This window comes from Micromonospora parathelypteridis (assembly GCF_014201145.1).
Classification (GTDB): Bacteria; Actinomycetota; Actinomycetes; order Mycobacteriales; family Micromonosporaceae; genus Micromonospora; species Micromonospora parathelypteridis.
Map to the genome: position 1 here is coordinate 6679389 of NZ_JACHDP010000001.1, position 25314 is coordinate 6704702.

The following is a 25314-nucleotide window of genomic DNA, read 5'->3' on the forward strand; positions in this document are numbered from 1 at the left end:
TCTTCTGCCAGCGGCACGGTCGCGAGGTGAAGAAGGCCCGCGAGGCCCCTGAGGGTCATCGGTTCCGCGTGGACTGTGCGATGGCCAAGCCCTTGTCCGACTTCGCCGTAACCGCTCGGACAGCACGGGCTGCGGCACATACTGCAAGCCATGCCACCACGCCTGAGAAGGAGTTTCCGGAGCTCCTGGCCGAGCAGGGCGGGGTCTGCGCGATCTGTGGTGGCGCGGACCCGCAACATCTGGACCACGATCATCGCACCGGATGGGTGCGCGGGATACTCTGCTTCAACTGCAACGGTGGTCTTGGCCAGTTCCGTGACAGTCCCATGAGGCTGGCCAGGGCGATCACGTACCTGAGAGGAACCACGTGGCAGCGGGCTTTGATCCATCCGGGCGTCTACCAGATGTGTTCACCAACGCGGGGACGTCCTCCTTCACGACGTTCCTGAGTCGGGTGGCTCCCGAGATGCTGCCCGGTCGGCGGCCGCTGCCGCCGGGCATGGCAGCCGACCTGGCGCCGCACGCGACCACCATCGTGGCCATCTCGGCCGCGGGTGGCGTCGTGATGGCCGGCGACCGCCGGGCCACCATGGGCAACCTGATCGCCCAGCGCGACATCGAGAAGGTGCACCCGGCCGATGCGTACTCGCTGGTCGGCATCGCGGGCACCGCGGGCATCGGAATCGAGCTGATGCGACTGTTCCAGGTGGAGCTGGAGCACTACGAGAAGATCGAGGGCGCGATGCTCTCACTGGACGGCAAGGCCAACCGGTTGGCGTCGATGATCCGGGGCAACCTGGGCGCGGCCATGCAGGGGCTGGCCGTGGTGCCGCTCTTCGCCGGCTTCGACCTGGCCGGCGCCGACCCGGAGAGGGCCGGGCGGATCTTCAGCTTCGACGTGACCGGTGGCCCGTACGAGGAGACCGGCTACGACGCGATCGGCTCCGGCTCGCTCTTCGCGAAGTCGGCGTTGAAGAAGCGCTTCCGGGCCGGCCTGTCGGTTGACGATGCCACCCGGCTCGCGGTCGAGGCACTCTACGACGCGGCCGACGACGACACCGCGACCGGCGGACCGGACCTGACCCGCCGGATCTATCCGGTGGTGATGACCGCTACCGCCGAGGGCACCCGCCGGCTGACCGATGCCGAGACGGCGGCGATCGCCGAGGGCGTGGTCGCCAGCCGGATGGAGAACCCGGGCGGTTGAGCCCCGTCCACCCCCACCAGTCAGCAGTCGTCAGCACCGCGCCGTAAGGAGAACCGCCGCCGTGGCCATGCAGTTCTACGCCTCGCCCGAACAGATCATGCGCGACCGCTCCGAGTTGGCCCGCAAGGGCATCGCTCGGGGTCGCAGCGCCGTGGTCCTCAGTTACTCCGGCGGGGTGCTCTTCGTCGCGGAGAACCTCTCCAGCGCCCTGCACAAGGTCAGCGAGATCTACGACCGGATCGGGTTCGCCGCCGTCGGCCGGTACAACGAGTTCGAGAATCTGCGCCGGGCCGGTGTGCGGATGGCCGACCTGAACGGGCTCAGCTACGACCGGCGTGACGTCACCGGCCGGGCCTTGGCCAACGCGTTCGCGCAGACGCTGGGTGCCATCTTCACCGAGCAGTCGAAGCCGTTCGAGGTGGAGATCTGCGTGGCGGAGGTCGGTGCCACCGCGGACGACGACGAGCTGTACCGGCTGACGTACGACGGCTCGGTCAACGACGAGCCGGGGCGGATGGCCATGGGTGGTCAGGCCGAGGCGATCACCGGCGTGCTGAAGTCACAGCACCGCGCGGACATGTCCCTCGCCGAGGCGGCCCGGGTGGCGGTGCAGGCGTTGAGCACGGTTGGTGGGGAGGGCGGCGCCGCTCGGACGATCGCCGCCAACCAGTTGGAGGTGGCGGTGTTGGACCGCCACCGGGTGGGGCGTACGTTCCGCCGGATCACCGGCGCGGCGTTGACCGCGTTGCTGGACGGGGATGTGTCCGCCGCCGAGCAGCCGGCGGAGGCGGGTGGCCCCGACACGCCGGCGCAGCCGACCACGGAGTCGCACAAGCCGACGACGTCGGCGGCGTCCGCGGACCTGGAGGACAAGCCGGCGGACGGCAAGTAACACCGGACAGGGCGGCGGGCGGTTGAGTTCATGGCCGCCCGCCGCCGCATGTCCAGCCCGGCGGCGGGCGGCCATGCTCACGACACTCCGGTCACTCCAGGCGTGACGGCCTCGAGGGGAGGGGCGTGGGTGGGCGTCGAGCGGGCGGTGCGGGTGCGCAGCAGCACGGCCATGACGACGGCCACCACGACGGAGCCGATGGCGTAGCCGAGCTCGACTCGCAGCGCGGTGGAGACCGGGGCGAGCGTGGCGACGACGAGCGCGGCCACGCCGATGGCCCAGGCGAGGGCCTGTGCCCGGTGCCGGTCGAGAGCGAGCAGGGCCTGGCCGAGGACCATCGCCCACAGGTAGGCGAGGGTGGCGACGGCGAGCCAGGCGAAGTCGGCGTGGCCGAGACCGGGTGCGTCGAAGAGGGCCTGCACCAGCCACGGACCGAGCAGGACGGCGAGCACGGCGCCGGTGAGGCCGAGCGCGCTGACGATGCCGAGTGCCCGGCGCAGCAGGTTGTGGAAGCCGGCGAGGTCACCGGTGGAGGCCGTGGTGGCGAGGCCGGGTAGCAGTGATGCCTGCAGCGACGCGAAGACGAACAGCGGGATCCGGACCAGCACCAGCGCGGAGAGCAGCGCGCCGGCGGTTGCCGCGTCGGACGGGTCCAGAACCTTGACGTTGATCACGCCGATGTTGACCACGACCTGGGAGAGCAGGCTGGAGACGGTGAGGAGGCCGAGGCCGCGTAGCAGGGTCGCCCAGGCCACGGGTGCGCCACCGCCGATGGCCCGCAGGACCGGTGGCGCGGTGAGGATGGCGCCGGCGACGGGCGCGACGACGAGCACCGCCCCGTACCAGACGGGGTTGGTGACGCCGTTGAGGCCGAGCACGGCGACGAGCGCGATCCGCAGGCCGCCGTCGATGCCGAGCTGGGTGCCGTACCAGGGGAAGAGTTGCAGGCCGGAGAGGATCCCGCGGGTGGTGTGCGCGATGGCGAGCCCGGCCAACGCGCCGATCAGGACGGCGACCATGGTGCCGTCGCCGTCGAAGAGTCGGTCGGCGAGCGGCCCCCGGGCGGCGATGATCAGCGCGACCACGGCGGCGAGCAGGCCGGCGGCCAGGGCCGCCCCCCGGGCCAGTACCGGCCCGGGGGAGAGGCCCTGGCTGTGCCGGGCGGCGACGAGTCGGGCGACCTCCTGCTCGACCGGCATGAACAGGCCGATGCCGAGGGTGAAGACGATCGACCAGAGCACCGAGAGGGAGTTGTAGTCCGCCTCGGTGAGGCTGTGCCCGGCGACGGCCAGGTGGACGTAGGAGGCCAGTCCCAGCAGGGCCAGGCCGGCGCCGACGGCGACGGTGCCCGGTGGGACGAGACTCAGGAGCCTGCGGATCACCGGCGAATGAGCGCCAACGTGAGGACGGCGAAGGCGCGGCCGAGGTAGATCATGGCCTTGGCGGGGGAGTGGCTGGGGGTGCCCGCCATCCGCTTGCGCATGGCCACCGGCACCTGGCGGATGGTGTAGCCGCGTCGGGCGGTGTGCACCAGCGTCTCGACGGTGTCACCCAGGTACTCCACCGGGTACCAGGTGGCGAACATGTCGATCACCCGGCGGTTGGCGGCGCGGAACCCGGAGGTGGTGTCGGTGAGCTTGGTGTGGGCGACGCGGGACAGCACGCCGGAGAGCATGACCATGGCCCAGCGGCGGGGGCCGCGGACGTTGTAGTCACCCTCGCCGGCGAACCGGGCGCCGATCACCAGGTCGGTCTCGTCGAGCAGGTCGACGAGCTTCGGCACGTACCGGGGGTCGTGCTGGCCGTCCGCGTCGACCTGGATGGCGACGTCGTAGTCGTGGTCGCGGGCGTACCGGTAGCCCACCCGCATGGCGCCGCCGACGCCGAGGTTGTACGGCAGTTTGGCGACCCGGGCGCCGGCCGCGGCGGCGACCGCGGCGGTGCGGTCGGTGGAGCCGTCGTCGACGACGAGAACGTCGACGCCGGGCAGCTCACCGCGGACCTCGCCGACCACGTCGGCGATCGAGCCGGACTCGTTGAGCGCCGGGATGATGATCAGGACCCGCTTGCCGTTAACCATCGTTGCGCACCAGTTCGTCTCGGGCCGCCCGGTCCGCGTCGATCTCCGTGCGGAGCAGGGCGAATTCTTCTGCCAGGGTGCGGGTCTCTTCTTCCAGGTGGCTGACCTCCCAGCTGAGGTGCACGCAGACCAGCAGCAGGAAGACGATGCCGAGGAAGAGCACGAGGCTCACGCCGGAGGCGACGCCGAGCAGTTCGGCGACGTTGTCCAGCAGGCGGGGGAAGAGCGACAGCGGGATGACGATCACCAGGACGCCGAGCCAGAGCATGCCGTACTTCTCGCGGAGCTGCCGGCGGCGCAGCAGCTCGACGATCGTGGCCAGCAGTATCAGGCCGGTCAAGCCGGTGACGAGGGTGAGCTTCATGCGACCTTCCACGGAGCGGGCGGAGCGGGGGAGGCGAACGCGTCGACAAGAGTGGTGTGCCAGTCCGGGAGCGACGGCAAGCCCGCGGCCGCCCAGCGGCTGTGCCCTAGCACACTGTACGCCGGGCGGGGAGCAGGAAGAGGAAACTGGTCGCTGGTGGTGGGTCGGATCCGGTCCGGGTCCAGGCCGGCCAGCGTGAACGTGGCGCGGGCCAGCCCGTACCAGGTCGTCTGGCCGGCGCAGGTGCTGTGGTAGATGCCGGGCTCGGCCCGGCCCTCCAGGGCGGCCTCGGCGAGTGCGACGAGCCGCTCGGCGAGCCGGTAGGACCAGGTGGGCTGGCCGTGCTGGTCGTCGACCACGTTGATGAACTCCCGCTGGCCGGCGAGACGGAGCATGGTGGCCACGAAGTTCGGCCCGTGCGCGCCGTACAGCCAGGCGGTGCGGACCACGTACCCGTTGTCGGGCAGGAGTTGGGCGACGGCCTGCTCGCCGACCAGCTTGCCCCGGCCGTAGGCGTTGACCGGCGCGGTGGGCGCGTCCTCCGGGTAGGGGGACTGCGCGTCGCCGGCGAGGACGTAGTCGGTGGAGACCTGGATCAGCCGCGCACCGCTGGCGGCGCACGCCGACGCGAGATTCGCCACGCCGTCGCCGTTGACGGCGGTGGCTGCCGCCTCGTTGGCTTCGGCGCCGTCAACGTTGGTCCACGCCGCCGTGTTGATCACGATGTCATGCGCGGCGACCGCCTCGCGGACGGCGGCGGGGTCGGTGATGTCCAGGTCGGCGCGGCTGGCGGCGGTCACCTTGAGGTCGGGCCGGGTGTGCAGCACCGTGACCAGGTCCCGGGCGAGCATCCCGCCGGCGCCGGTGACGAGTAGCCGGGTCATGCGGCGGGTGTGGTCTTGAGGGGTTCCCACCAGGTGCGGTTGTCGCGGTACCAGGCGACGGTGTCGGCGAGGCCCTGGTCGAGGGTGATGCTGGGGGTGTAGCCGAGTTCTTCGTGGATCTTGGTGATGTCGAGGGAGTAGCGGCGGTCGTGGCCCTTGCGGTCGGTGACCGGGACGACGCGGTCCCAGCCGGCGCCGCAGGCGTCGAGGAGCAGGCCGGTGAGTTCCTTGTTGGTCAGCTCGGTGCCGCCGCCGATGTTGTAGACCTCGCCGGGGCGGCCCTTCTGCTGGACGAGGGCGATGCCGCGGCAGTGGTCGTGTACGTGCAGCCAGTCGCGGATGTTGCCGCCGTCGCCGTAGAGGGGGACGGTGCCGCCGTCGAGGAGGTTGCTGACGAACAGCGGGATGACCTTCTCGGGGAACTGGTAGGGGCCGTAGTTGTTGGAGCAGCGGGTGACGACGACGTCCATGCCGTGGGTGCGGTGGTAGGCCAGGGCGAGCAGGTCGGAGCCGGCCTTCGACGCCGAGTAGGGGGAGTTCGGGGCGAGGGGCCAGGTTTCGGTCCAGGAGCCGTCGTCGATGGAGCCGTAGACCTCGTCGGTGGAGACGTGCACGAAGCGGCCGGTGCGGTGGCGTAGCGCGGCGTCGAGCAGGGTCTGGGTGCCCAGGACGTTGGTGGTGACGAACGGGGCGGCGCCGGCGATGGACCGGTCGACGTGGGATTCGGCGGCGAAGTGCACGATCACGTCGTGGTCGGCGACGACCTCGTCGACGATGGTCGGGTCGCAGATGTCGCCCTGGACGAACCGTAGCCGCGGGTCGTCGCGGACGGGGTCGAGGTTGGCCAGGTTGCCCGAGTAGGTCAGTTTGTCGAGCACGGTCACGACCGCCGGCTCGAGCGGCGGCACGCCGTCGGCACTGCCGAGGGGCTTGCCCAGCAGCAGGCGAACGTACTCCGACCCGATGAATCCGGCTCCGCCGGTGACGAGGATCCTCACGGGTCGGGAAGTGTACGCGAAGTTGGGCGCGCTGCGGGGGGTGTGACCCCCCGGCGCATCCGGCTTTTGTGCCGCTAGGCTTCCCCGGTGCGTGGAATCCTACTTGCTGGCGGCACCGGCTCCCGGCTCTGGCCGATCACCCGGGCGGTCTCGAAGCAGCTGATGCCGGTCTTCGACAAGCCGATGGTCTACTACCCGCTCTCCACCCTGGTGATGTCCGGGGTGCGGGAGATCCTGGTGATCACGACTCCGGACGACCAGGACCAGTTCCGTCGGCTGCTCGGCGACGGCAGCCAGTTCGGGCTGCGCCTGGAGTACGTCAGCCAGGAGCGCCCGGAGGGCATCGCGCAGGCGTTCATCCTCGGTGCGGACTTCATCGGCGCCGAGTCGGTGGCGCTGATCCTCGGCGACAACATCTTCCACGGCGTGGGTCTGGGCCGGCAGCTCGCCGAGCACGGTGACCCGGTCGGCGGTCGGGTCTTCGCCTACCAGGTGTCCAACCCGCAGGAGTACGGCGTGGTCGACTTCGACGACGCCGGTCGGGTGCTCTCGATCGAGGAGAAGCCGGCCCGGCCGAAGTCCCGCTACGCGGTGCCCGGCCTGTACTTCTACGACAACCGGGTGGTGGACATCGCCCGCAAGCTCACCCCGAGCGCCCGTGGCGAGCTGGAGATCACGGCGGTCAACGAGGTGTACCGGGAGACCGGGGAGCTGTCGGTGACCGTGCTGGATCGGGGCACCGCCTGGCTGGACACCGGCACGTTCACCTCGATGATGCAGGCGGCCGAGTTCGTCCGGGTGGTCGAGGAACGGCAGGGTCTCAAGATCGGCTGTGTCGAGGAGGTGGCCTGGCGGGCCGGCCTCATCGACGACGACCAGCTGCGCGCGCTGGCCGCGCCGCTGACCAAGAGCGGTTACGGCGATTACCTGCTCGGTCTGCTGGCCGAGCCGAAGGGCAGTCACGGGGTGGCGTGGTGAAGATCCGGGAGTTGAGCATCGAGGGCGCCTGGGAGATCACCCCCCAGCAGCACGGCGACCCGCGCGGCATGTTCATGGAGTGGTACCGCTTCGACAAGCTCGCCGAGGTGGTGGGGCATCCGCTGCGCCTGGCCCAGGCCAACCTGTCGGTCTCCGCGCGCGGCGTGGTGCGCGGCATCCACTTCGCCGACGTTCCGCCCGGGCAGGCCAAGTACGTCACCTGTGTGCGCGGCGCGGTCCTCGACGTGATCGTGGACCTGCGGGTGGGTTCGCCCACCTTCGGCCGCTGGGAGGGCGTCCGGCTGGACGACACCGACCGGCGGGCGGTCTACCTCAGCGAGGGGCTGGGGCACGGTTTCTGCGCGCTGACCGACGACGCGACGCTGAGCTACCTCTGCTCGGCCAGCTACAACCCGACCGGCGAGCACGCGGTGCACCCGCTGGACGAGGAGCTGGGCGTCGAGTGGCCCGCCGACGTTCCGCTGCTGTCCGCGCGGGACGACGCGGCACCGACGCTGGCGCAGGCTCGCGAGCGGGGCCTGCTGCCGGAGTACGACAACTGCCGGCGGTTCGTGGCGACCCTTGGGCCGGACGGAATGTCGCACTCAACCGGTATGTGACCGCCCCCGGGGCACGACCTGTGGTGTGACAGTGACGAACCGGGCCTCCGGGCGGCTAATGTCTCACCATGGAGCGGCGAATCTTCGGCCTCGAGACCGAGTACGGCGTCACCTGCACCTATCGCGGGCAGCGGCGGCTGTCCCCGGACGAGGTCGCGCGGTATCTGTTCCGTCGCGTGGTGTCCTGGGGTCGGTCGAGCAACGTCTTCCTGCGCAATGGGGCCCGGCTCTACCTGGACGTCGGGTCGCATCCGGAGTACGCCACACCGGAGTGCGACTCGGTGACCGATCTCGTCGCCCACGACCGGGCCGGCGAGCGGATCCTGGAGGGCCTGCTCGTCGACGCGGAGAAGCGACTGCACGACGAGGGCATCGCGGGTGAGATCTACCTGTTCAAGAACAACACCGACTCGGCGGGAAACTCGTACGGTTGCCACGAGAACTACCTGGTCTCCCGGCACGGCGAGTTCGGTCGGCTCGCCGACGTGCTCATCCCGTTCCTGGTCACCCGGCAGTTGATCTGTGGGGCCGGCAAGGTCCTGCAGACCCCGCGCGGCGCGGTCTACTGCCTGTCGCAGCGTGCCGAGCACATCTGGGAGGGCGTCTCCTCGGCGACCACCCGCAGCCGCCCGATCATCAACACCCGCGACGAGCCGCACGCCGACGCGGAGCGCTACCGACGGCTGCACGTGATCGTCGGTGACTCCAACATGAACGAGGTCACCACGCTGCTCAAGGTCGGCACCGCCGACATCGTGCTGCGGATGATCGAGGCCGGGGTGGTGATGCGCGACCTGTCCCTGGAGAACCCGATCCGGGCGATCCGGGAGGTGTCGCACGACATCACCGGCCGGCGCAAGGTGCGGTTGGCCTCCGGCAAGGAGGTCAGTGCCCTGGACATCCAGCAGGAGTACCTGGCCAAGGCCACCGAGTTCGTCGAGCGCCGCGGCGGCGACCAGGCCGCCAAGCGGGTCGTCGAGCTGTGGGGTCGGGTGTTGAACGCGGTCGAGACCGGGGACCTGGAGCCGGTCTCCCGGGAGATCGACTGGGTCAGCAAGCTGCGGCTGATCGAGCGCTACCAGCGCAAGCACGACCTGCCGCTGTCGCACCCCCGGGTGGCGCAGATGGACCTGGCCTACCACGACGTGCGTCGCGGCCGTGGCCTCTACGGGCTGCTGGAGCGTCGCGGCGAGGTCGACCGGGTGGCCACCGACCCGGAGATCTTCGAGGCCAAGGAGACTCCGCCGCAGACCACCCGGGCCCGGCTGCGCGGCGAGTTCATCCGGCACGCCCAGGAGAAGAGGCGGGACTTCACCGTCGACTGGGTGCACCTGAAGCTCAACGACCAGGCGCAGCGCACCGTGCTCTGCAAGGACCCGTTCCGGGCGTACGACGAGCGGGTGGAGCGCCTGATCGCCAGCATGTGACGGGTGTGCCGGCCCCGGTGGTGGTGTCCACCGGCGGGGCCGGCCGGCCCGGTGGGCTCAGCGGCCAGGCGAGCTGAGCGGCCCGGTAAGCTGAGCGCGCCATGACGACTTCCGGATCTCCCGACCGCCCCGAGCGCGGCACCGAGCGGCAGAACTGGGTCGAACGTCGGCGGGACAAGATCCGCGCCGAGGTCGACCGTAACCGCCGCGGTGAATACACCGTTCCGACGTGGGTGCTGGCCCTGGCCCTCGTGCTCATCGTGGGCGGCTGGCTCGCCCTGATCTTCCTGGCCTGATCAGCACCCGCTTCGCGGCTCCTCAGGGGAGCAGCGTGGCGGCGTGGCGGCCGGCCGCGGCGGCGGCCAGGAAGTACGCGTGGTCGGCGTCGAGACCACGGCCCATGGTGGACAGCGGCACCGAGCTGGCGCGCAGAGCGGCGTCGAGACCCTTGGTGGGCACCCGGACGATCCGGTGCCGGGCAGCCAGCGGGGCCAACGACGCGTCCACCTCGGCTGCCAGCGCCGGGTGCAGGTCGTCGGGCACCACCAGCTCCGCCGGGGCGAGCGCCACCCGGCCGTACGCGGTGAGACTGTGGTGTGACACGCCCCGGTGCCGGGGGCGGGCGTCGGCGTCGGAGATGCGCAGCGAGCCGATCGGCCGGCCACCCAGCGTGGCGATCGCGTTGACCGCCTCACCGACGGCGACGCCGGAGAACCCCCACCGGGTGCCGGTGCCCAGGTTGCCGGGCCCCTGGGCCACGATGGCCACGTCGGCGCCCAGCACGTACCGGGCGGCGAGCAGACCGCCGTGCAGGGTGGTGGCCTCCAGGTCGCCGCCGAAGGACTGCCCGACCGTGATCGTGCCGGCCAACTCGGCGCGCAGCCCCGCGAGGGTGCGGGAGAACCAGGCGGGCAGTGCCCCACCGTCGGTGAGCAGGTACGCCACCCGCGCCTGCGGGGCGTCGGCCCGGATGCCGGCCAGGATCGCCGGCAGCGCCGAGTGCAGGTCGGCGGTGACCACCGGCAGACCGCCGAGGTCGTCCGCGTCGGCCAGCACGTCGCGGTGCGGGGACGCCTCCTCGTCGACGCCAAGCAGGATCGGCTGCAACGGCGTGTAGCGGGCCTTGACCAGGTGCCCGGCATCGCGGGTGTCGCTGACCTCCGGTGGGTCCGGCGGCAGCCGGTCCGGCAGGGCGACCACCAGGGCGTACCCGCCGGTGCCCAACCCCATCAGCAGCGCACCGGCGTTGAGCAGCACCCGGTCGCCGGGCTCGGGCGTGCCGACCAGCTCGGGATAGGCCAGCGCCCGCATGCGCGTGCCGTCGGGCAGGTCCACGTCCAGTTCCACCGCCCCGGTCCACTGCCGTCGCAGCGTCGCCACCGTCCCCGTACGCCATCGCACCATGACGGGCACGCTAGCCGCGCGGGCGCGGCGGCCCGCGCCCGGGTGCGGCCGTTGCCGTGGTTCAGGGGCGGTGGGGCTCGTCGCCGGCGGCCGGGTCCGCCTGCGTGTGCCGGGCCCGGCCGGTGGCGCCGGGCAACGAGCGGGTGGGGTCGAGGAAGACGTAACGGATCTCCGGGTACCGCTCGGTCAGCCGTCGTTCGGCCTCGTCGGCGGTGGCCTCGATGGCCGCGCCGGTGGCCTCGTCGCTGAAGTCGACCTTCGCGGCGACCAGGATGTCGTCCGGGCCGAGCTGCATCGTCATCAGGGTGTCGATCCGCTCCACCTCGGGCAGCCCGGTCAGTTCCTGCTCGATCTCGTGGCGCAGCCGCTCCGGGACGGCCCGGCCGACCAGCAGCGACAGGTTGTTGCCGGCGAGGATCCCGGCGACCGTCAGCAACAACAGCCCGATCAGGATCGACGCGATGCCGTCCCAGACCTCGTCGCCGGTGACGTGGGACAGGCCGACGCCGGCCGCGGCCAGCAGCAGACCGATCAGAGCCGCGCTGTCCTCCAGGAAGACCGCCTTGACAGTGGTGTCGGCGGTGAGGCGCAGGAAGCGTCGGGGAGTGGTCCCCCAACGCTTCGACTCGCTGCGGACCTGCCGCAGGGCCCGGGCCAGCGAGATCGACTCGATGACGAACGACACCGCCAGGACGATGTACGAGATCAGGTAGTCGCCGCTGTGCTCGTGCACCAGGATCGTCGTGACGCCGTGGGTGACGGCGAAACCGGCGCCGGCGACGAACGTGAACATCGCGGCGAAGAACGCCCAGACGTAGCTCTCCTTGCCGTAGCCGAAGGGGTGCCGCTGGTCGGCCGGTCGGGCGCCGCGGCGCAGCGCCTGGTAGAGCAACACCTCGGTGGTGGTGTCGGCGACCGAGTGTGCCGCCTCGGAGAGCATCGCGGCCGAGCCGGAGATGACCCCGGCGACCAGCTTGGCGACCGCGATGGCGAGGTTGGCGGCGCCCGCGACGAGGACGGTGCCGACGCTCTCGGTCTTGAGCTCCGGTTGCGACATGAGGGCCACCCTATGACCGGTAGAGGCAACCCGCCGCCGGAGTCCGCCGACACCACCGATCCGAACAGTTGTGCGGCACGCCCGCGCGGGTGCACGTCGCGGGCGTGTCGGCTGCTAGCGTCTACGGCGTGTCGCGGACCCGCACCGAACGCCTGGTCAACCTGGTGATCTGCCTGCTGTCCACGCGACGGTTCCTGACCGCCGCGCAGATCGCCGCGACCGTGCCCGGCTACGAGCACGACCCCGACGACGCACGCGACCACGAAGCGTTCCAGCGCAAGTTCGAGCGGGACAAGGCCGAGCTGCGCGAGCTGGGTGTGCCACTGGAGACCGGCACGGCGAGCGCCTTCGACGCCGAGCCCGGCTACCGGATCGCCCACCGCGAATACGCGTTGCCCGACATCCTCCTCGAGCCCGATGAGGCCGCGGCGGTGGGCATCGCCGCCCGGTTGTGGCAGCACGCCGGGCTGGCCGCCGCCGCGTCGTCCGGGTTGGCGAAGCTGCGCGCTGCCGGGGTGGATGTGGACCCGCAGGCCACCCTCGGTCTGGAGCCGATGGTCACGGTCGACCCGGCGTTCGCGCCGCTGACCGCCGCCGCCCGGGACCGGCGCGAGGTCGGTTTCGACTACCGGGTGCCCGACCGCGACGCGCCGAGCCGTCGGCGGCTGCAACCGTGGGGGGTGGTCTGCTGGCGTGGCCGGTGGTATGTGGTGGGCCACGACCTGGACCGGGCGGCGACCCGTTGCTTCCGACTTTCCCGGGTCGTCGGCACGGTCCGGGTGACCGGCGCGCCGGGCGCGTACGAGCCGCCGGCCAATGTCGACCTGATCAGCCACGTGGCCCGCTGGTCGGGTCCCGTGGAGCGCACCGGCCGGGCCACCGTGCTGGCCGCACCGGGCCGGGCCGCCGGCCTGCGCCGCTGGGCGGTGGAGGTGACCACCGGGCCGGACGGCGACCGGTTGGTCCTGCCGTACGCGGACCCGGACGGGCTGGCCGGCCACCTGGTCGGTTACGGCCCGGACGTGCGCGTGCTCGACCCGCCGGAGGTCCGCGAGGCCGTCATCCAACGACTCAAGGAGATCGCCGTCCGACACGACGAGCTGACCGCCACCGGTGGTGCCCGGTGACCCGCCCGGCCGCCCGGGGCGGTTCGCGCGCGTCCGCCGACCGGCTGGCCCGACTGCTCAACCTGGTGCCCTACCTGCTGGCCCGGCCCGGCATCGAGATCGCCGAGGCGGCCGGTGACCTGGGCGTCACCGAACGACAGCTACGCGAGGACCTGGAGCTGCTCTGGGTGTGCGGGCTGCCCGGCTACGGCCCCGGTGATCTGATCGACATGGCGTTCGACGGTGACCGGGTGACCATCACCTACGACGCCGGCATCGACCGGCCGTTGCGGCTCACCCCGGACGAGGCCCTCGCGCTGGTGGTGGCGCTGCGGATGCTCGCCGAGACGCCCGGCGTGGCCAACCGCGAGGCCGTCGAACGGGCCCTGGCCAAGATCGAGGACGCGGGGGACCTGGTGGGCGCGCCGGTGGCGGTCCGGCTGCCGGGGGACACCCGGCGGGTCGAGGCGCTGCGTGCCGCCGTGGAGGGCGGGAAGGCGCTGCGGATCACCTACTACACGGCGGCCCGGGACGAGACCACCGAGCGTGTCATCGACCCGCTGCGGATGCTGATGGTCGGCGGCCGGGCGTACGTGGAGGCGTGGTGTCGGCGCGCGGAGGCGGTCCGCCTGTTCCGGGCCGACCGGATCGACGCGATCACCGAGTTGGGCGAGCCGGCGACCGTGCCGCCGCAGGCCGTCCCGCACGACCTCACCGAGGGTGTCTTCCGCCCCTCGCCCGACCTGCCGTTGATCACGCTGCGGATCGGCCGGGGCGAGCGGTGGATCACCGAGTATTACCCGTGCGAGCGGGTGGAGGCCGGCGACGGCGATCAGTGGCTCGTCTCCCTGCGGGTGACCGACCTGGGGTGGGCGCGCCGGTTCGTGCTGGGCCTCGGCCCGGACGCCATCGTGGTCGCCCCGGTCGAGCTGGCCGAGCAGGTGCGGGCGGCGGCGGCCAGCGCGTTGGACGCGTACGCCGTGCCGGCCCCCACGGCCGCGCCCCGGCGACCCGCGTCTGATTCCGGGACACCGGACCCGGTGGGTCCGCTCGGCGTGCCGTCGGGTGACCCGGCGGTGGCCGGCCGCACCCAGTAGGCTGACCGCCGTGCTGATCTGGATCGTGCTCGCGGTGGTGCTGCTTCCGCTCGTGGCGCTCGCGCTGGCCGTGCGCCCGGTGCTGACCCGGCTGCCTCAGCTGCGCCGCGCCGCGGTGGCGTTGCAGCGGCGGGCGAGCGAGGCCGAGTCGCTGCGGGAGACCGCCGAGGCGTTGCAGCAGCGCGCCGAGGGCATCCAACATCAACTCGACACCACACAGCGGCGACTCGAGTTGATCAAGGCCAAGCGGGGCTGATCGGGCCTTCGCCCCGGCGGCGGTTGACGGATCATCGCGCGTTGGTCAACACTTCACTCTTTGGGCCAGACCACCACCACCCGGCGGGTGGCAACCAGCCGATCCGCACGTACGATGGGCTGCGAACCACCCCTCGGACACAGAGCGACTGGAGCTTCTCATGGGTGCCCTCAAGCCGTGGCACATCGCTGTTCTCGTGGTTGTGCTGATCCTGCTCTTCGGTGCGAAGCGCCTCCCCGACGCGGCCCGTTCGCTGGGTCGGTCGCTGCGGATCATCAAGGCCGAGACCAAGAGCCTGCAGGACGACGACCGCGACCTCGCCGAGAAGGCCGACGCGCAGGCCGGCTACCAGCCGCTGCCGCCGCACGCCGGGCAGCAGGCGCCGTACGCCCCGCAGCAGGCGCCGTACCAGCAGGCACCGGTGCAGCAGCCGGTCGTCGACCCGGTGCACCGCGTCCGCGACAACTGACCGAAAGGCCCCACCACCGTGGCCTTCGCCCTGCGTAAACGCGGCCCGAGCACCTTCGAGCGGGCCGCCGACGGCTCGATGACGCTCATCGAGCATGTTCGCGAGCTGCGCAACCGCCTGTTCCGCGCCTCGCTGGCGATCATGCTCGGCTTCGGCATCGGCATCTGGCTGGCAACGCCGGTCCGGGTGCTGCTGTCGAAGCCGTACTGTGACCTTCCGGCGTCGATCGACGCGGCGACCGGCAAGTGCAAGTTCGTCCAGCTCGGCGTGGCGGACGTCTTCCTGCTGAACCTGAAGATCGGCCTGTGGGTGGGCCTGATCATCGCGGCGCCCATCTGGCTCTACCAGCTCTGGGCGTTCATCGCGCCGGGCCTGCACCGGCACGAGCGGCGCTACGCGTACGTCTTCACCGCTCTGGCCGCGCCGCTGTTCGCGGCCGGCGCGGTGCTGGCCTTCTTCGTCACCACAAAGGGCCTCGAGTTCCTGCTGAACGTCTCCGGCGATGACATCTCGACCAACCTCGAAGTCACCCGGTACATCTCGTTCGTCACCAACCTGATCCTGCTGTTCGGTGTGGCGTTCGAGTTCCCGTTGATCGTGCTGATGCTCAACTTCGTCGGCCTGGCCAGCGCGAAGCGGTTGCTCAGTTGGTGGCGCGTGGCGATCTTCGTGTTCTTCGCGTTCTCCGCCGTGGTCACCCCCACCCCGGACCCGTTCGGGATGACCGCGCTGGCGATCTGTCTCTCCGCGCTCTACTTCGCCGCGGTCGGGGTCGCGTTCATCAACGACAGGCGACGTGGCCGTGGCAAGGAGGTCTACGCCGGCATCGACGACGACGAGGTGTCGCCGTTGGAGTTCGACAAGGATCCGGTCGTGGCCGGGCAGCGGGTCGACGCGACCGCGCCGATCGGCGTACCCGAGCCGATCGCAAAGCCGGCTCCGATCGAGCGGCGCTACGACGACATGACCTGACGGCCCTGCGCCGCCCGGTCCACCGACGCCGTCCCCGGTCCCCGGGGGCGGCGTCGGCGCGTTCGCGACCTCACCCCGCGCGCCGACGCGGGGACTGATCGTGATGTCGCCCGCCCCTGGTGAACGGCGGGTGTCCGACCGGTACGGTGCTGCCCGTGACCGCAGACGATCACCTGCCCGGCCCGGTCGCCGTGCTCGCCAACCCGACCGCTGGACGGGGCCGGCACCGCGCTCTGCTGCCCCGGCTGCTGGACGGTCTGGCCGCTGCCGGTCGGCCGGTCCGGTTGCTGCCGGCGTCCAGCCCCGCCGAGGCGGAAGCGGCCTGCCGTGCCGCGGTCGCCGATGGTGCTGGCGCGCTGGTGACGATCGGCGGGGACGGCACCGTGCACCGGGCGTTGCAGGCCGTCGCCGGCACCGACGTGCCGTTCGGCCCGATCCCCGCCGGCACCGGCAACGACTTCGCCCTGGACACCGGTTTCCCGGCCGACCCGCTGGTGGCGGCGGACGTGATCGCGTCAGCGCTGCGCGACGGCCGGAGCCGACCGGTCGACCTGGCCCGGATGACCGGGGCCGACGGCGTCGAGCGCTGGTACGGGGCGGTGCTCGGTGCCGGGTTCGACGCGATCGTCAACGAGCGGGCCAACCGGATGCGCTGGCCGCGCGGCCCCCGCCGGTACGACCTGGCGATCCTGGTCGAGCTGGCCCGGCTGCGACCCCGGCGCTACACGCTGCGCCTCGACGGGGTGCCGCACGAGCTGGACGCGGTGCTGGTGGCGGTGGGCAACTGCCCGACGTACGGCGGGGGTATGCGGATCTGCCCCGACGCCGACCCGACCGACGGGCTGCTCGACGTGGTGGTGGCGGGCCGGGTCGACCGGTGGACCCTCATCCGGGTGAAGCCGCGCATCTACCAGGGCACCCACGTCAGCCATCCGCTCGTGCGCAGCTTCCGGGCCCGCACCGTGGAGCTGACCGCCGAGGGCATCACCACGTACGCCGACGGGGAACGTTCCCTGGACCTGCCGGTGACGATCACCGCCGTCCCGGGCGCCCTGCGGCTGCTGCGTTGACCCGTACCGCTCCGATGCTGGCCGCGATGACCAGCACGATGGCGGCGCACTCCAGCAGGGTCAGCGCCTGCCGCAGCACCAGCCACCCGGCGAGCGTGGCGATGGCCGGGCCGAGGCTCATCAGCACCGCGAAGGTGGCGGTGGGCATCCGCCGCAGCGCCAGCAGCTCCAGCGTGTAGGGCAGCCCGGAGGCGAGCACCGCGAGGGCGGTGCCGAGCGCCAGCACCTGTGGGTCGAGCAGCACCGCACCACCGTCGGCGATGCCCAGTGGCAGGGTGACCAGGGCGGCGAGGGTCAGCGCCAGGGCCAGCCCGTCGGCGCCCGGGAACCGCCCGCCGACCCGGGCGCTCAGCACGATGTACGCGGCCCACATCGCGCCCGCGCCGAACGCGAAGGCGACTCCGGCCGGGTTCAGCCGGTCGAAGCCGCCCTGCCCGAGCAGCGCCACCCCGGCCAACGCCAGCCCTGCCCAGCCCCAGCTGGCCAGTCGTCGGGCGCCGAACACCGACAGCGCCAACGGGCCGAGCACCTCCAGCGTCACCGCCGGGCCCAGCGGGATGCGTTCGATGGCCTGGTAGAACAGCGAGTTCATGCCGGCCAGCGCCAGCCCGAACGCGCCCGCCGCGAGCCAGGCCGACCGGTCGTGCCCGCGCAGTCGGGGCCGGCAGACGACGAGCAGCAACAGCGCCGAGATCGTCAGCCGTAGGGTCACCGCGCCGGCCACCCCGGTGCGCGGGAAGAGCAGCGCGGCCACGGCGGACCCGAACTGCACCGACAGGGCCCCGCCGAGCACCAGGCCCACGGCGGCGATACCACCGCGCCGGGCCGTTGGCGTGTCGGCCGGCGATGGGGTGGGCAGCAGCGTGTCGGTCACGGGCACGACGGTAGGCGGTCAGTCTCGGCCACCCGACGCCGGTGTCCACCTGCCATTACGAGCGGCACCGCGAAGCCGACACGGCGTAAGTGTTCGCCAATGCGGTGCTACCGGCGTACGGTCCCTGGTATGACCAGCGCGATGCGGAAACTGTCGATCTCCGTGCCACCCGACGTGGCGGAGCGCCTGGAGCGCGAGACCAACGCGAGCGCGTACATCACCCAGGCCGTCCGTGACCGGATGCGTCTGGACGCCCTGGACGCGGAACTGGCCCACCAGGGCATTCAGATCACCGACCAGGGCGTTGCCGAGGCACGCGCCCGCCGGGCCGCCGTCGAGGCCGACTGGTCGCCGGAGCGCCGCCGAGCACTTCGCGAGCGGGCACGCCAAACCGCCTTGGACGCCGCCGCCGGCACTGTCGACCAGCCGGCCGCGTGACCGCCGACGACCGGCCGGTCCGGCTCGTACTGGACCGGTCGGCACTGCTGGCCTACCTGGCGGGATCGGTGCATGTCGGGGAGCCGCTGCACGAGGTCATCCAGGACCGCAACCGGTTCGGCGTCACCGCGGTGACCGCGGCGGAGGCCATGGCGATCGTCAGCGACCCGAAGGAGCGGGCGACCCTTCACCGGCTGCTGTCCCTCGACGCCTGCGAGGTGCTCTCCACCGAGGGGCACTCCTGGCACGAACTCAGCTTCTGGCGCACGGTGACGGGTCGCGCCGACCTGGCGAGCACGGTGCTGGCCGTCCTCGAACACGACGCGTCGATCCTGACCGGGGAGGACCGGTACGGCGACGGCGAGCTACCGGTGATCCACATTCCCGACTGACGGCACGACCCCCACGGTCAGCCCGGCAGGGCGAGATCGAGCACGGCGCCCAGGCCGTTCTCCCGACCCGGTTCGGCGGCCGGGAGCACCAGCACCGCGCAGCCGGCGGTGACCGCGCCCGCGTCCGCCGGTGAATCACCGACCATCAGCGTCTGCTCCGGGTCGACGCCGAGCATCCCGCACGCACGCCAGAAGATCGCCGGGTCCGGCTTGCAGCGCCCCACCTCGTACGAGAGCACGAACGCGTCGACCAGGTCGGTCAACCCCCACGCGTCGAAGTGCGGTCGCAGGTCGAAGCCGATGTTGCTGACCACCGCCACCGGCACCCCGGCGTCGCGCAGCGCGGTGAGCGTGGGCGCGGTGTCCGCGTACGGCAGCCAGCCCTCGGCGATCAGCAGCCGCTCGTAGAGCGCCTCGGCGAAGCCGTCGATGCCGGCGTCGACCGTCTCGGCCAGCCCGGTGTACGCGCCCCGGTGGGCGTGTTGGTAGAGGTCCCGGTCGGCCCACAGCTCGGCCAGCCGGGGCGGCACCCGCGCAGGCAGTGGCCCGCCCGCGCGCCCGGCGGTCAGCAGCCGGTCGGCCAGCGAGGTGGCACGGACCCGGTCCAGGGTGACCCCGCACGTCGCCGCGGCCTCCAGCACCCATTGCCGGGGCTCCTCCACCTGGGCCAGGGTGCCGTGGAAGTCGAAGAGCACCGCCTTGACGGGCCGTCGGGACGCCCGCGGGGCGGCGACGGCCTCGGCGCTGCCCGGCGGAGGGGTCTGGGGCGGTTCGGCATGGTCCGGCACGCCGTGCACCCTACCGACCGCCGCCGACGGCCCGGCCGGACGGCCTTGTCGAGTGGCGTGTCCCGGCACGCACTAATCTTGGTGCCATGTCGAGCCCCGCCGAGCGGTACGCAGCAGCGCGCCGCCAGGCCGCACAGGCCTCACAGTTTCCGGCGCTGGACGAGTTCGCCCTTGACCTGGGGTTCGATCTCGACGACTTCCAACGGGAGGCGTGTCAGTCGTTGGAGCGGGGCAGCGGTGTGCTGGTCTGCGCTCCCACCGGTGCCGGTAAGACGGTGGTCGGGGAGTTCGCGGTCCACCTGGCGTTGCGCGGGCGGCCCGACGACCCGGCGCCCGCCGACGACGCGTCGACCCCGCCGGCCCCGCCGGCCCGGCGCAAGTGCTTCTACACCACGCCGATCAAGGCGTTGTCCAACCAGAAGTACCACGACATGGTCGCCCGGTACGGCGCCGACCAGGTGGGCCTGCTGACCGGCGACAACGCCATCAACGGTGACGCGCCGGTGGTGGTGATGACCACCGAGGTGCTGCGCAACATGCTCTACGCGGGCTCCAGCGCCCTGCAGGGGCTGGCGTACGTGGTGATGGACGAGGTGCACTACCTGGCCGACCGGTTCCGCGGTGGGGTGTGGGAAGAGGTGATCATCCACCTGCCCGCCTCGGTCACCCTGGTCTCGTTGTCGGCGACCGTCTCCAACGCCGAGGAGTTCGCCGACTGGCTGGTCACGGTGCGCGGCGAGACCGCCGTGGTGGTCAGCGAGCACCGGCCGGTGCCGTTGTGGCAGCACATGCTCGTCGGTAAGCGGATGTTCGACCTGTTCCACGACGCCGACGCGGCCCGCAAGCACGATGTGCACCCGGAACTGCTGCGCTACACCCGAGAGACCGCCCGGCGGCTGGAGTTGGGCGAGGGCCGCAGCGCGGGGCCCGGCGCCGGCCGGCGTGGCCCGCGCTGGCGTGGCCCGCTGCGCCCGGACATCGTCGACCGGCTGGATCGGGAGGGTCTGCTTCCGGCGATCCTGTTCATCTTCAGCCGGGCCGGTTGCGCCGCCGCCGTGCAGCAGTGCCTCGCCGCCGGGCTGCGGCTCACCTCGCCCGAGGAACGGACCGAGATCCGCCGCGTCGTCGAGTCGCGGGTCACCGCGATTCCCGGCGAGGACCTGTCGGTGCTGGGTTACTGGGAGTGGCTCGACGGCTTGGAGCGCGGCCTGGCCGCCCACCACGCCGGCATGCTGCCGGTGTTCAAGGAGATCGTCGAGGAGTTGTTCGTCCGCGGTCTGGTCAAGGCGGTCTTCGCCACCGAGACCCTCGCGTTGGGCATCAACATGCCGGCCCGCTGCGTGGTCCTGGAACGACTGGTGAAGTACAACGGCGAGGCGCACGTCGACCTGACCCCGGGGGAGTACACCCAGCTCACCGGTCGGGCGGGCCGTCGTGGCATCGACGTGGAGGGGCACGCCGTCGTGGTGTGGTCCCCGGAGACCGACCCGCGGCACGTGGCCGGGCTCGCCTCCACCCGCACCTACCCGCTGCGCTCCAGCTTCCGGCCCTCGTACAACATGGCGGTGAACCTGGTCGGCACGGTCGGCGCGGAGCCGGCCCGTGCTCTGCTGGAGTCCTCGTTCGCCCAGTTCCAGGCGGACCGGTCGGTGGTCGGCCTGGCCCGGCAGGTGCAGCGCAACACCGAGACGATCGAGGCGTACGGCGCGGAGGCCGCCTGCCATCACGGCGACTTCGACGAGTACTTCGCGCTGCGGGTGGCGATCGCCGACCGGGAGAAGGCGATCGCCCGGCAGGGGCAGACCCAGCGCAAGGCCGCGGCGGTGGCGTCGCTGGAGCGGCTGCGGGTCGGCGACGTGATCCGGGTTCCGTCGGGCCGGCGGGCCGGGCTGGCCGTCGTGCTGGACCCGGCGACCGGTGGGTTCGGTGAGCCCCGACCGCTGGTGCTCACCCAGGACCGCTGGGCCGGGCGGGTCAGCCCCGGCGACTTCAGCACTCCCGCCGAGGTGCTGGCTCGGATCCGGGTGCCGAAGCACTTCAACCACCGTTCGCCGGGCGCGCGGCGTGATCTCGCCGCCGAGGTCAGCGGCACCGGCCTGGACCGGCACGGCGGCCGACGGGGTGGCCGTTCCCGGCAGGCGACCGGCGAGGACCACCGGCTCACCCAGCTCCGCTCCGAGCTGCGGCACCACCCCTGCCACGCCTGCCCGGAGCGGGAGGACCACGCCCGCTGGGCGGAACGGCGTCGGCGGCTGGAGCGTGACACCGAGGAGCTGCGCGAGCGGGTCTCCGGGCGCACCGGTTCCCTCGCGCGGACCTTCGATCGGATCGTGGCGCTGCTGACCGAGCGCGGCTATCTCGCCCGCGACGGCGCGGTCACCGACGCTGGTCGGATGCTCGGTCGGATCTGGACCGAGGCGGACCTGCTGGTCGCCGAGTGCCTGCGCCGGGGAGTGTGGAACGGGCTGTCCCCGTCCGAGTTGGCAGCCGCGGTGTCCGTGGTGGTCTTCGAGGCGCGCCGGGACGTCGACGAGCGGGCGTCGTTGCCGCGCGGGCCGGTGGCAGACGCGGTGGACGAGACGCTGAAGCTGTGGGGGGAGATCGAGGCCGACGAGGCGGCACGCGGGCTGACCGCGACCCGGGAGCCGGATCTCGGCTTCGCTTGGCCCGTCTACCGGTGGGCCCGGGGTGAGGCGCTGGCCAAGGTGCTCGGCAGCGGTCACGAGATGGACGGTGAGATGCCCGCCGGTGACTTCGTCCGGTGGGCGCGACAGGTGGTCGACCTGCTCGGTCAGCTCGCCGACTCCGGCGGCGCCTCGCCGGAGCTGCGTTCGACCGCCCGACAGGCGATCGCGGCCATCAACCGGGGCGTCCTGGCGTACCACACCTCCGCCTGATCGTCACATTCCGTCGTCATCGCTGACGAATTGATGTGTCGGACTGTCACCGCTACGGCACCCCCCGGATAGCTCGGGGGGCGCTGTCGCCGCTGTTCACGGCACCCCTGATCATTGCCCGAGCGCATTTGTTGACGCGCCGGTAACCAATGGGGAGAGGACCGCCGTGGCGGACATCAATCACTTTGAGTATGGATGGATCACGCCCGCGCTGAGTTACGCGTTGTCCGTACTCGGTTCGGTCCTCGGGCTGATCTGCGCCGGGCGTATCCGTACGGCGGGCACGGCCGGCCAGCGGGCGTGGTGGGGTCTGCTGTCGGCCTGGGCACTGGGTGGAACCGCCATCTGGGCGATGCACTTCATGGCCATGCTCGGCTTCGCCGTCGACGGCACCCGGATCCGCTTCGACGTGCCGCTGACCGTGGCCAGCACGGTCATCGCCGTGGTGGCGGTCGGCATCGGCCTGGCCATCGTGGGCACCGGCCGGTTGAATCCGGTACGACTGGTCGCGGGTGGCGTCTTCACCGGTGCCGGCGTGGCGTCCATGCACTACACCGGGATGGCGGCGATGCGCCTCAACGGCAGCCTCGGCTACGACACCATCCGGGTCGTGCTCTCGGTGGTCATCGCCGTCGTGGCGTCCACCGTCGCGCTGTGGCTCGCGATGACCGTCCGACGAGGGCTGGCGATCTTCGCCTCCGCGCTGGTCATGGGCATCGCCGTGAACGGAATGCACTTCACCGGGATGAGCGCCCTGTCGGTGCACCGCCACGAAGGTACGGGCGAGGTGACCGGCGCCTCGGTGAGCACGCTGCTGGTGCCGATCGTGGTGGCGGTGATCTTCGGCGTGGTGGGTCTGCTCTACGCCCTGCTCGCCGCGCCGAACGACGACGACCGGGCCGCCGCCGCGTACCTGGACGGGCGGCGGGTCCCGGAGCCGGCCGCCGTGACGCCGGTCTCCGCTCCGGACCCGGTCGGGTTGCGCGCCCGCTCGACCCTCGGCCAGCCGGGCACCCCGTTCCCGTCCCGCCGGGACACGCCACCCCGATGACGCCGGGCGGTGCTCGCGGGGGAGGGTCAGGTCGGCGGGCGGCCGGGCCGGTTGCCGTCGATGCTGAGGGTGGCCAGCAGCCCGGGATGGTCGGTCGCCCCGTGCATGGCGACCGACCTGCGGCAGCAGAGCGTGACGTCGAGCGTCGCCACGATGTGTTGCACCGCGCCGTCGTCGATCCGCTGGTGACCCGGCGGCGTGCAGGACCGCACGTCGGGGTCGCCGCCGTCGCGGAGGTTGAGGTCGCCGCCCAGCACCACCGGCGCGTACCCGGCGCGCCCGCGGATCGTCGGCAGGATCGTGTCGAGCAGGTGGCGGCACTGGGTGAGCGCGACGCGGTAACCGGTTGCCGCGAGATGAGTAGTGCAGGCGAGCAGAGCACCGTCGACGTCGACGCAGAGCCAGGATCGTTCCTCGGGGTCCGCGACGTCCTGGGTCGGGTGGAAACCGCCGTACACGGCACGCGGGGTGTCCGGTGTCCGCACGTGGGTCAGCAGCCCGACGCCGTACGGCTGGCCGTTGCGGCACCGCGTGTCGGCGCCGCTCGGACGGTCGCCGGCGGCCTGGAACGCGGACACGGCGACCCGGCCGGTGTGGACGGCCGCGAACACCCGCTCCAGGGCGGTCACGTCGTCCCGACAGATCTCGTTGAGGGTGACCAGGTCGGGAGCCTCCGCGCTGATCACCTCGGCGGCCCGGGTCAGCGACCGGCCGGTGTAACAGCCGGCGCGGCCGCTGTTGCAGAGGTTCAGCTGGAGCACCCGCAGGATCGTGGGTTCGGCGGCGTCCGTCGAGTTGGTCACCGACGCGCCGGCGGGCAGTCCGGCGGCGGCGATCAGGCAGCCGACGGCCAGGGCCCGACGCAGGAATCGGAAGGAACGGTCGGCCACGCGGGCTCCGGGTGAAGGAGGCGACAGTCTTCGCCGAGGTGCCGGTGATCGTACCGGCGACCGGACCGCGCGTGGGCTACCGAGGGGGTACGCGCACCGCGCGTACCCCCTCGGGTTGCTCAGCGGGTGCGGACCGCGACGGCCGTGTACGGCGTGGTCGGGGTCGGCGGCGTGGTGAAGCGGGCGTTGGGCAGGTAGAGCCGGCCCAACGCCTCGGCGACGGTGGTGGGCACGTCGAAGTTCGGGTCGGTGATGGTGCCGGTGACCGTCCCCGTCGTGCCGGCGCGGTTCAGCGTGACCACCGCGATCTGGTTGAGCCTGTTCTGCACGACGTAGAGGGTGCGGCCGCGCAGCAGCAGCCCGTCGCCGTTGGCGAAGGTGTAACCGGGCACGTCCACGACGGTGGTCGCGCCGGTTGCCGGGTCGACCCGGTACAGCGTTCCGGTGTTGGACTGGACGACGATCAGCGCCCGTCCGTCGGGTGTGGTGGCGATGCCGTTGAGGTTCACGCCCGTGCCGACCTGCTGGTACGCGCCGGTCAGCGCGATGGTGGTGAACGTGTCGGCGGGCGGCAGCGCGCCGCCACGGCCGAGCGACAGCCGGTAGAGCACCGGGCGGTTGGAGTCGGTGAAGTACGCGGCGTCGCGGGTCAGGATGACGTCGTTGACGAACGTCGGGGCGGTGGCGAACTGGTAGCGCGCCAGCACCTCGCCGGTGCGGGTGTCGAGCACGCGGGCGTCGCCGGCGGTGCCGCCGGAGACGAAGAGCCGGCCGCGTGGGTCGATCTTGAGGCCGAGCGACGGGGTGCCGGTGGGTGCGCCGATCGTCGTACCCCGGCCGGTCTTCAGGTCGACGCGCTGGATGGCGCCCGTGGCGCGGGAGCCGAAGTACGCGTACCGGCCGGCGGCGGCGATGCCCTCGGGCTGGAACCCTTCGGGCAGGGCGAGGACGGTGGGCAGCCGCCGTCCGGGATGCGCCTGCGCGGGGGCGACGGCGACGGAGGTCAGGAGAGCGGCGGTCAGGGCGCCGCCGAGCGCGGCCCTGAGGGGTCGGTTCACTGTGCTCCTTCCGGGCGGAAACGCGGCACGCGCCGTCGATCCGCC

General features: G+C 72.1%; 28 protein-coding genes. 17 read left to right on the forward strand and 11 right to left on the reverse strand.

The genetic code is table 11. The annotated features are described in order from the left end of the window. The first annotated feature begins 80 nt into the window (after positions 1-80). The 3 genes from HNR20_RS30175 (at position 81) to prcA (ending at position 2099) form a co-directional block, all read left to right on the forward strand. Positions 81-449 carry an endonuclease VII domain-containing protein gene (locus tag HNR20_RS30175; RefSeq protein ID WP_229687322.1) on the forward strand — a complete coding sequence of 123 codons (369 nt, stop codon included), beginning with the start codon at positions 81-83 and terminating at the stop codon, positions 447-449. Next, positions 368-1207: a proteasome subunit beta gene (prcB, locus tag HNR20_RS30180; RefSeq protein WP_184186933.1), complete on the forward strand. Its 840-nt coding sequence runs from the start codon at positions 368-370 to the stop codon at positions 1205-1207. Before HNR20_RS30175 ends, prcB begins: the two co-directional genes overlap by 82 nt. Positions 1208-1268: 61 nt before the next feature. After that, positions 1269-2099 (forward strand): proteasome subunit alpha, encoded by an 831-nt coding sequence (gene prcA, locus HNR20_RS30185; protein WP_184186936.1) that lies wholly within the window; start codon positions 1269-1271, stop codon positions 2097-2099. A 77-nt stretch (positions 2100-2176) separates the two neighbouring features. Here prcA and HNR20_RS30190 read toward each other — a convergent pair whose 3' ends face one another. Genes HNR20_RS30190 through rfbB form a run of 5 tightly spaced genes read right to left on the reverse strand, consistent with a single transcriptional unit; the run spans position 2177 to position 6425 of the window. Further along, positions 2177-3481, reverse strand: coding sequence for a lipopolysaccharide biosynthesis protein (locus HNR20_RS30190; protein WP_184186939.1), 1305 nt, complete (start codon positions 3479-3481; stop codon positions 2177-2179). Further along, on the reverse strand, positions 3478-4179 hold the full coding sequence (locus tag HNR20_RS30195; protein ID WP_184186942.1) for a glycosyltransferase family 2 protein: 702 nt from the start codon (positions 4177-4179) through the stop codon (positions 3478-3480). Before HNR20_RS30195 ends, HNR20_RS30190 begins: the two co-directional genes overlap by 4 nt. Further along, complete coding sequence (locus HNR20_RS30200) at positions 4172-4543, reverse strand: DUF2304 domain-containing protein (RefSeq protein ID WP_184186945.1); 372 nt, start codon at positions 4541-4543, stop codon at positions 4172-4174. The genes HNR20_RS30195 and HNR20_RS30200 overlap by 8 nt, the downstream gene beginning before the upstream one ends. Continuing rightward, on the reverse strand, positions 4540-5427 hold the full coding sequence (rfbD, locus tag HNR20_RS30205) for a dTDP-4-dehydrorhamnose reductase (RefSeq protein WP_184186948.1): 888 nt from the start codon (positions 5425-5427) through the stop codon (positions 4540-4542). Before rfbD ends, HNR20_RS30200 begins: the two co-directional genes overlap by 4 nt. Further along, positions 5424-6425: a dTDP-glucose 4,6-dehydratase gene (gene rfbB, locus HNR20_RS30210; RefSeq protein ID WP_184186951.1), complete on the reverse strand. Its 1002-nt coding sequence runs from the start codon at positions 6423-6425 to the stop codon at positions 5424-5426. The genes rfbD and rfbB overlap by 4 nt, the downstream gene beginning before the upstream one ends. 87 nt (positions 6426-6512) lie before the next feature. Here rfbB and rfbA point away from each other — a divergent pair, with 87 nt between their 5' ends. The 4 genes from rfbA (at position 6513) to HNR20_RS30230 (ending at position 9746) form a co-directional block, all read left to right on the forward strand. Beyond that, on the forward strand, positions 6513-7403 hold the full coding sequence (gene rfbA, locus HNR20_RS30215; protein ID WP_184186954.1) for a glucose-1-phosphate thymidylyltransferase RfbA: 891 nt from the start codon (positions 6513-6515) through the stop codon (positions 7401-7403). Beyond that, positions 7400-8023, forward strand: a complete 624-nt coding sequence (gene rfbC, locus HNR20_RS30220; protein WP_184186957.1) for a dTDP-4-dehydrorhamnose 3,5-epimerase — start codon at positions 7400-7402, stop codon at positions 8021-8023. The genes rfbA and rfbC overlap by 4 nt, the downstream gene beginning before the upstream one ends. A gap of 68 nt (positions 8024-8091) precedes the next feature. Further along, entirely contained in the window at positions 8092-9450 is a 1359-nt protein-coding gene (gene pafA, locus HNR20_RS30225; RefSeq protein WP_074309747.1) for a Pup--protein ligase, read from the forward strand. A gap of 101 nt (positions 9451-9551) precedes the next feature. Further along, positions 9552-9746 carry a hypothetical protein gene (locus tag HNR20_RS30230; protein ID WP_184186960.1) on the forward strand — a complete coding sequence of 65 codons (195 nt, stop codon included), beginning with the start codon at positions 9552-9554 and terminating at the stop codon, positions 9744-9746. Positions 9747-9768: 22 nt separating this feature from the next. Here the strand turns inward: HNR20_RS30230 and HNR20_RS30235 are convergent, their stop codons facing one another. After that, entirely contained in the window at positions 9769-10854 is a 1086-nt protein-coding gene (locus tag HNR20_RS30235) for a DUF3866 family protein (protein ID WP_184186963.1), read from the reverse strand. A 61-nt stretch (positions 10855-10915) separates the two neighbouring features. Next, the gene (locus HNR20_RS30240; RefSeq protein ID WP_184186966.1) at positions 10916-11911 is read right to left on the reverse strand and encodes a cation diffusion facilitator family transporter; all 996 of its coding nucleotides are present in this window, start codon (positions 11909-11911) and stop codon (positions 10916-10918) included. A gap of 128 nt (positions 11912-12039) precedes the next feature. Between HNR20_RS30240 and HNR20_RS30245 the strand changes: the two genes are divergently transcribed. The 6 genes from HNR20_RS30245 (at position 12040) to HNR20_RS30270 (ending at position 16881) form a co-directional block, all read left to right on the forward strand. Continuing rightward, a complete protein-coding gene (locus HNR20_RS30245) occupies positions 12040-13038 on the forward strand; it encodes a helix-turn-helix transcriptional regulator (RefSeq protein WP_184186969.1) in 999 nt (332 codons plus the stop codon). Beyond that, complete coding sequence (locus HNR20_RS30250; RefSeq protein ID WP_229687430.1) at positions 13035-14114, forward strand: helix-turn-helix transcriptional regulator; 1080 nt, start codon at positions 13035-13037, stop codon at positions 14112-14114. The genes HNR20_RS30245 and HNR20_RS30250 overlap by 4 nt, the downstream gene beginning before the upstream one ends. Positions 14115-14124: 10 nt before the next feature. After that, positions 14125-14370, forward strand: a complete 246-nt coding sequence (locus HNR20_RS30255) for a hypothetical protein (protein ID WP_184186972.1) — start codon at positions 14125-14127, stop codon at positions 14368-14370. A 160-nt stretch (positions 14371-14530) separates the two neighbouring features. Beyond that, positions 14531-14839: a Sec-independent protein translocase subunit TatA gene (gene tatA / locus HNR20_RS30260; protein ID WP_184186975.1), complete on the forward strand. Its 309-nt coding sequence runs from the start codon at positions 14531-14533 to the stop codon at positions 14837-14839. 18 nt (positions 14840-14857) lie between these two features. After that, on the forward strand, positions 14858-15811 hold the full coding sequence (tatC, locus tag HNR20_RS30265) for a twin-arginine translocase subunit TatC (RefSeq protein ID WP_184186978.1): 954 nt from the start codon (positions 14858-14860) through the stop codon (positions 15809-15811). Between the two features lie 146 nt (positions 15812-15957). Continuing rightward, positions 15958-16881: a diacylglycerol kinase gene (locus tag HNR20_RS30270; protein WP_184186981.1), complete on the forward strand. Its 924-nt coding sequence runs from the start codon at positions 15958-15960 to the stop codon at positions 16879-16881. Here the strand turns inward: HNR20_RS30270 and HNR20_RS30275 are convergent. Further along, complete coding sequence (locus HNR20_RS30275; protein ID WP_184186984.1) at positions 16844-17761, reverse strand: EamA family transporter; 918 nt, start codon at positions 17759-17761, stop codon at positions 16844-16846. The genes HNR20_RS30270 and HNR20_RS30275 overlap by 38 nt on opposite strands. 123 nt (positions 17762-17884) lie before the next feature. Between HNR20_RS30275 and HNR20_RS30280 the strand changes: the two genes are divergently transcribed. After that, entirely contained in the window at positions 17885-18193 is a 309-nt protein-coding gene (locus HNR20_RS30280; protein ID WP_184186987.1) for a hypothetical protein, read from the forward strand. After that, on the forward strand, positions 18190-18585 hold the full coding sequence (locus HNR20_RS30285) for a hypothetical protein (protein WP_184186990.1): 396 nt from the start codon (positions 18190-18192) through the stop codon (positions 18583-18585). The genes HNR20_RS30280 and HNR20_RS30285 overlap by 4 nt, the downstream gene beginning before the upstream one ends. Positions 18586-18602: 17 nt before the next feature. Here the strand turns inward: HNR20_RS30285 and HNR20_RS30290 are convergent, their stop codons facing one another. Next, a complete protein-coding gene (locus HNR20_RS30290; protein ID WP_184186993.1) occupies positions 18603-19373 on the reverse strand; it encodes an HAD family hydrolase in 771 nt (256 codons plus the stop codon). 86 nt (positions 19374-19459) lie between these two features. Between HNR20_RS30290 and HNR20_RS30295 the strand changes: the two genes are divergently transcribed. Continuing rightward, entirely contained in the window at positions 19460-22270 is a 2811-nt protein-coding gene (locus HNR20_RS30295; protein WP_184186996.1) for a DEAD/DEAH box helicase, read from the forward strand. Between the two features lie 166 nt (positions 22271-22436). Next, entirely contained in the window at positions 22437-23321 is an 885-nt protein-coding gene (locus HNR20_RS30300) for an MHYT domain-containing protein (RefSeq protein ID WP_184186999.1), read from the forward strand. Positions 23322-23347: 26 nt separating this feature from the next. On the opposite strand, the gene HNR20_RS30305 is transcribed toward HNR20_RS30300, so the two are convergent. Beyond that, positions 23348-24211, reverse strand: coding sequence for an endonuclease/exonuclease/phosphatase family protein (locus HNR20_RS30305; protein ID WP_229687429.1), 864 nt, complete (start codon positions 24209-24211; stop codon positions 23348-23350). A 119-nt stretch (positions 24212-24330) separates the two neighbouring features. Beyond that, on the reverse strand, positions 24331-25269 hold the full coding sequence (locus HNR20_RS30310) for an NHL repeat-containing protein (RefSeq protein ID WP_184187003.1): 939 nt from the start codon (positions 25267-25269) through the stop codon (positions 24331-24333). Positions 25270-25314: the final 45 nt, after the last annotated feature.

What these genes read in the sequence shown, in the direction of transcription:
- HNR20_RS30175 (WP_229687322.1), top strand. Translation starts at nt 81, where the DNA reads ATGGCCAAGCCCTTGTCCGACTTCGCCGTAACCGCTCGGACAGCACGG.
- HNR20_RS30195 (WP_184186942.1), bottom strand. Translation starts at nt 4,179, where the DNA reads ATGGTTAACGGCAAGCGGGTCCTGATCATCATCCCGGCGCTCAACGAG.
- HNR20_RS30200 (WP_184186945.1), bottom strand. Translation starts at nt 4,543, where the DNA reads ATGAAGCTCACCCTCGTCACCGGCTTGACCGGCCTGATACTGCTGGCC.
- rfbD (WP_184186948.1), bottom strand. Translation starts at nt 5,427, where the DNA reads ATGACCCGGCTACTCGTCACCGGCGCCGGCGGGATGCTCGCCCGGGAC.
- pafA (WP_074309747.1), top strand. Translation starts at nt 8,092, where the DNA reads ATGGAGCGGCGAATCTTCGGCCTCGAGACCGAGTACGGCGTCACCTGC.
- HNR20_RS30230 (WP_184186960.1), top strand. Translation starts at nt 9,552, where the DNA reads ATGACGACTTCCGGATCTCCCGACCGCCCCGAGCGCGGCACCGAGCGG.
- HNR20_RS30235 (WP_184186963.1), bottom strand. Translation starts at nt 10,854, where the DNA reads ATGGTGCGATGGCGTACGGGGACGGTGGCGACGCTGCGACGGCAGTGG.
- HNR20_RS30240 (WP_184186966.1), bottom strand. Translation starts at nt 11,911, where the DNA reads ATGTCGCAACCGGAGCTCAAGACCGAGAGCGTCGGCACCGTCCTCGTC.
- tatA (WP_184186975.1), top strand. Translation starts at nt 14,531, where the DNA reads ATGGGTGCCCTCAAGCCGTGGCACATCGCTGTTCTCGTGGTTGTGCTG.
- HNR20_RS30280 (WP_184186987.1), top strand. Translation starts at nt 17,885, where the DNA reads ATGACCAGCGCGATGCGGAAACTGTCGATCTCCGTGCCACCCGACGTG.
- HNR20_RS30295 (WP_184186996.1), top strand. Translation starts at nt 19,460, where the DNA reads ATGTCGAGCCCCGCCGAGCGGTACGCAGCAGCGCGCCGCCAGGCCGCA.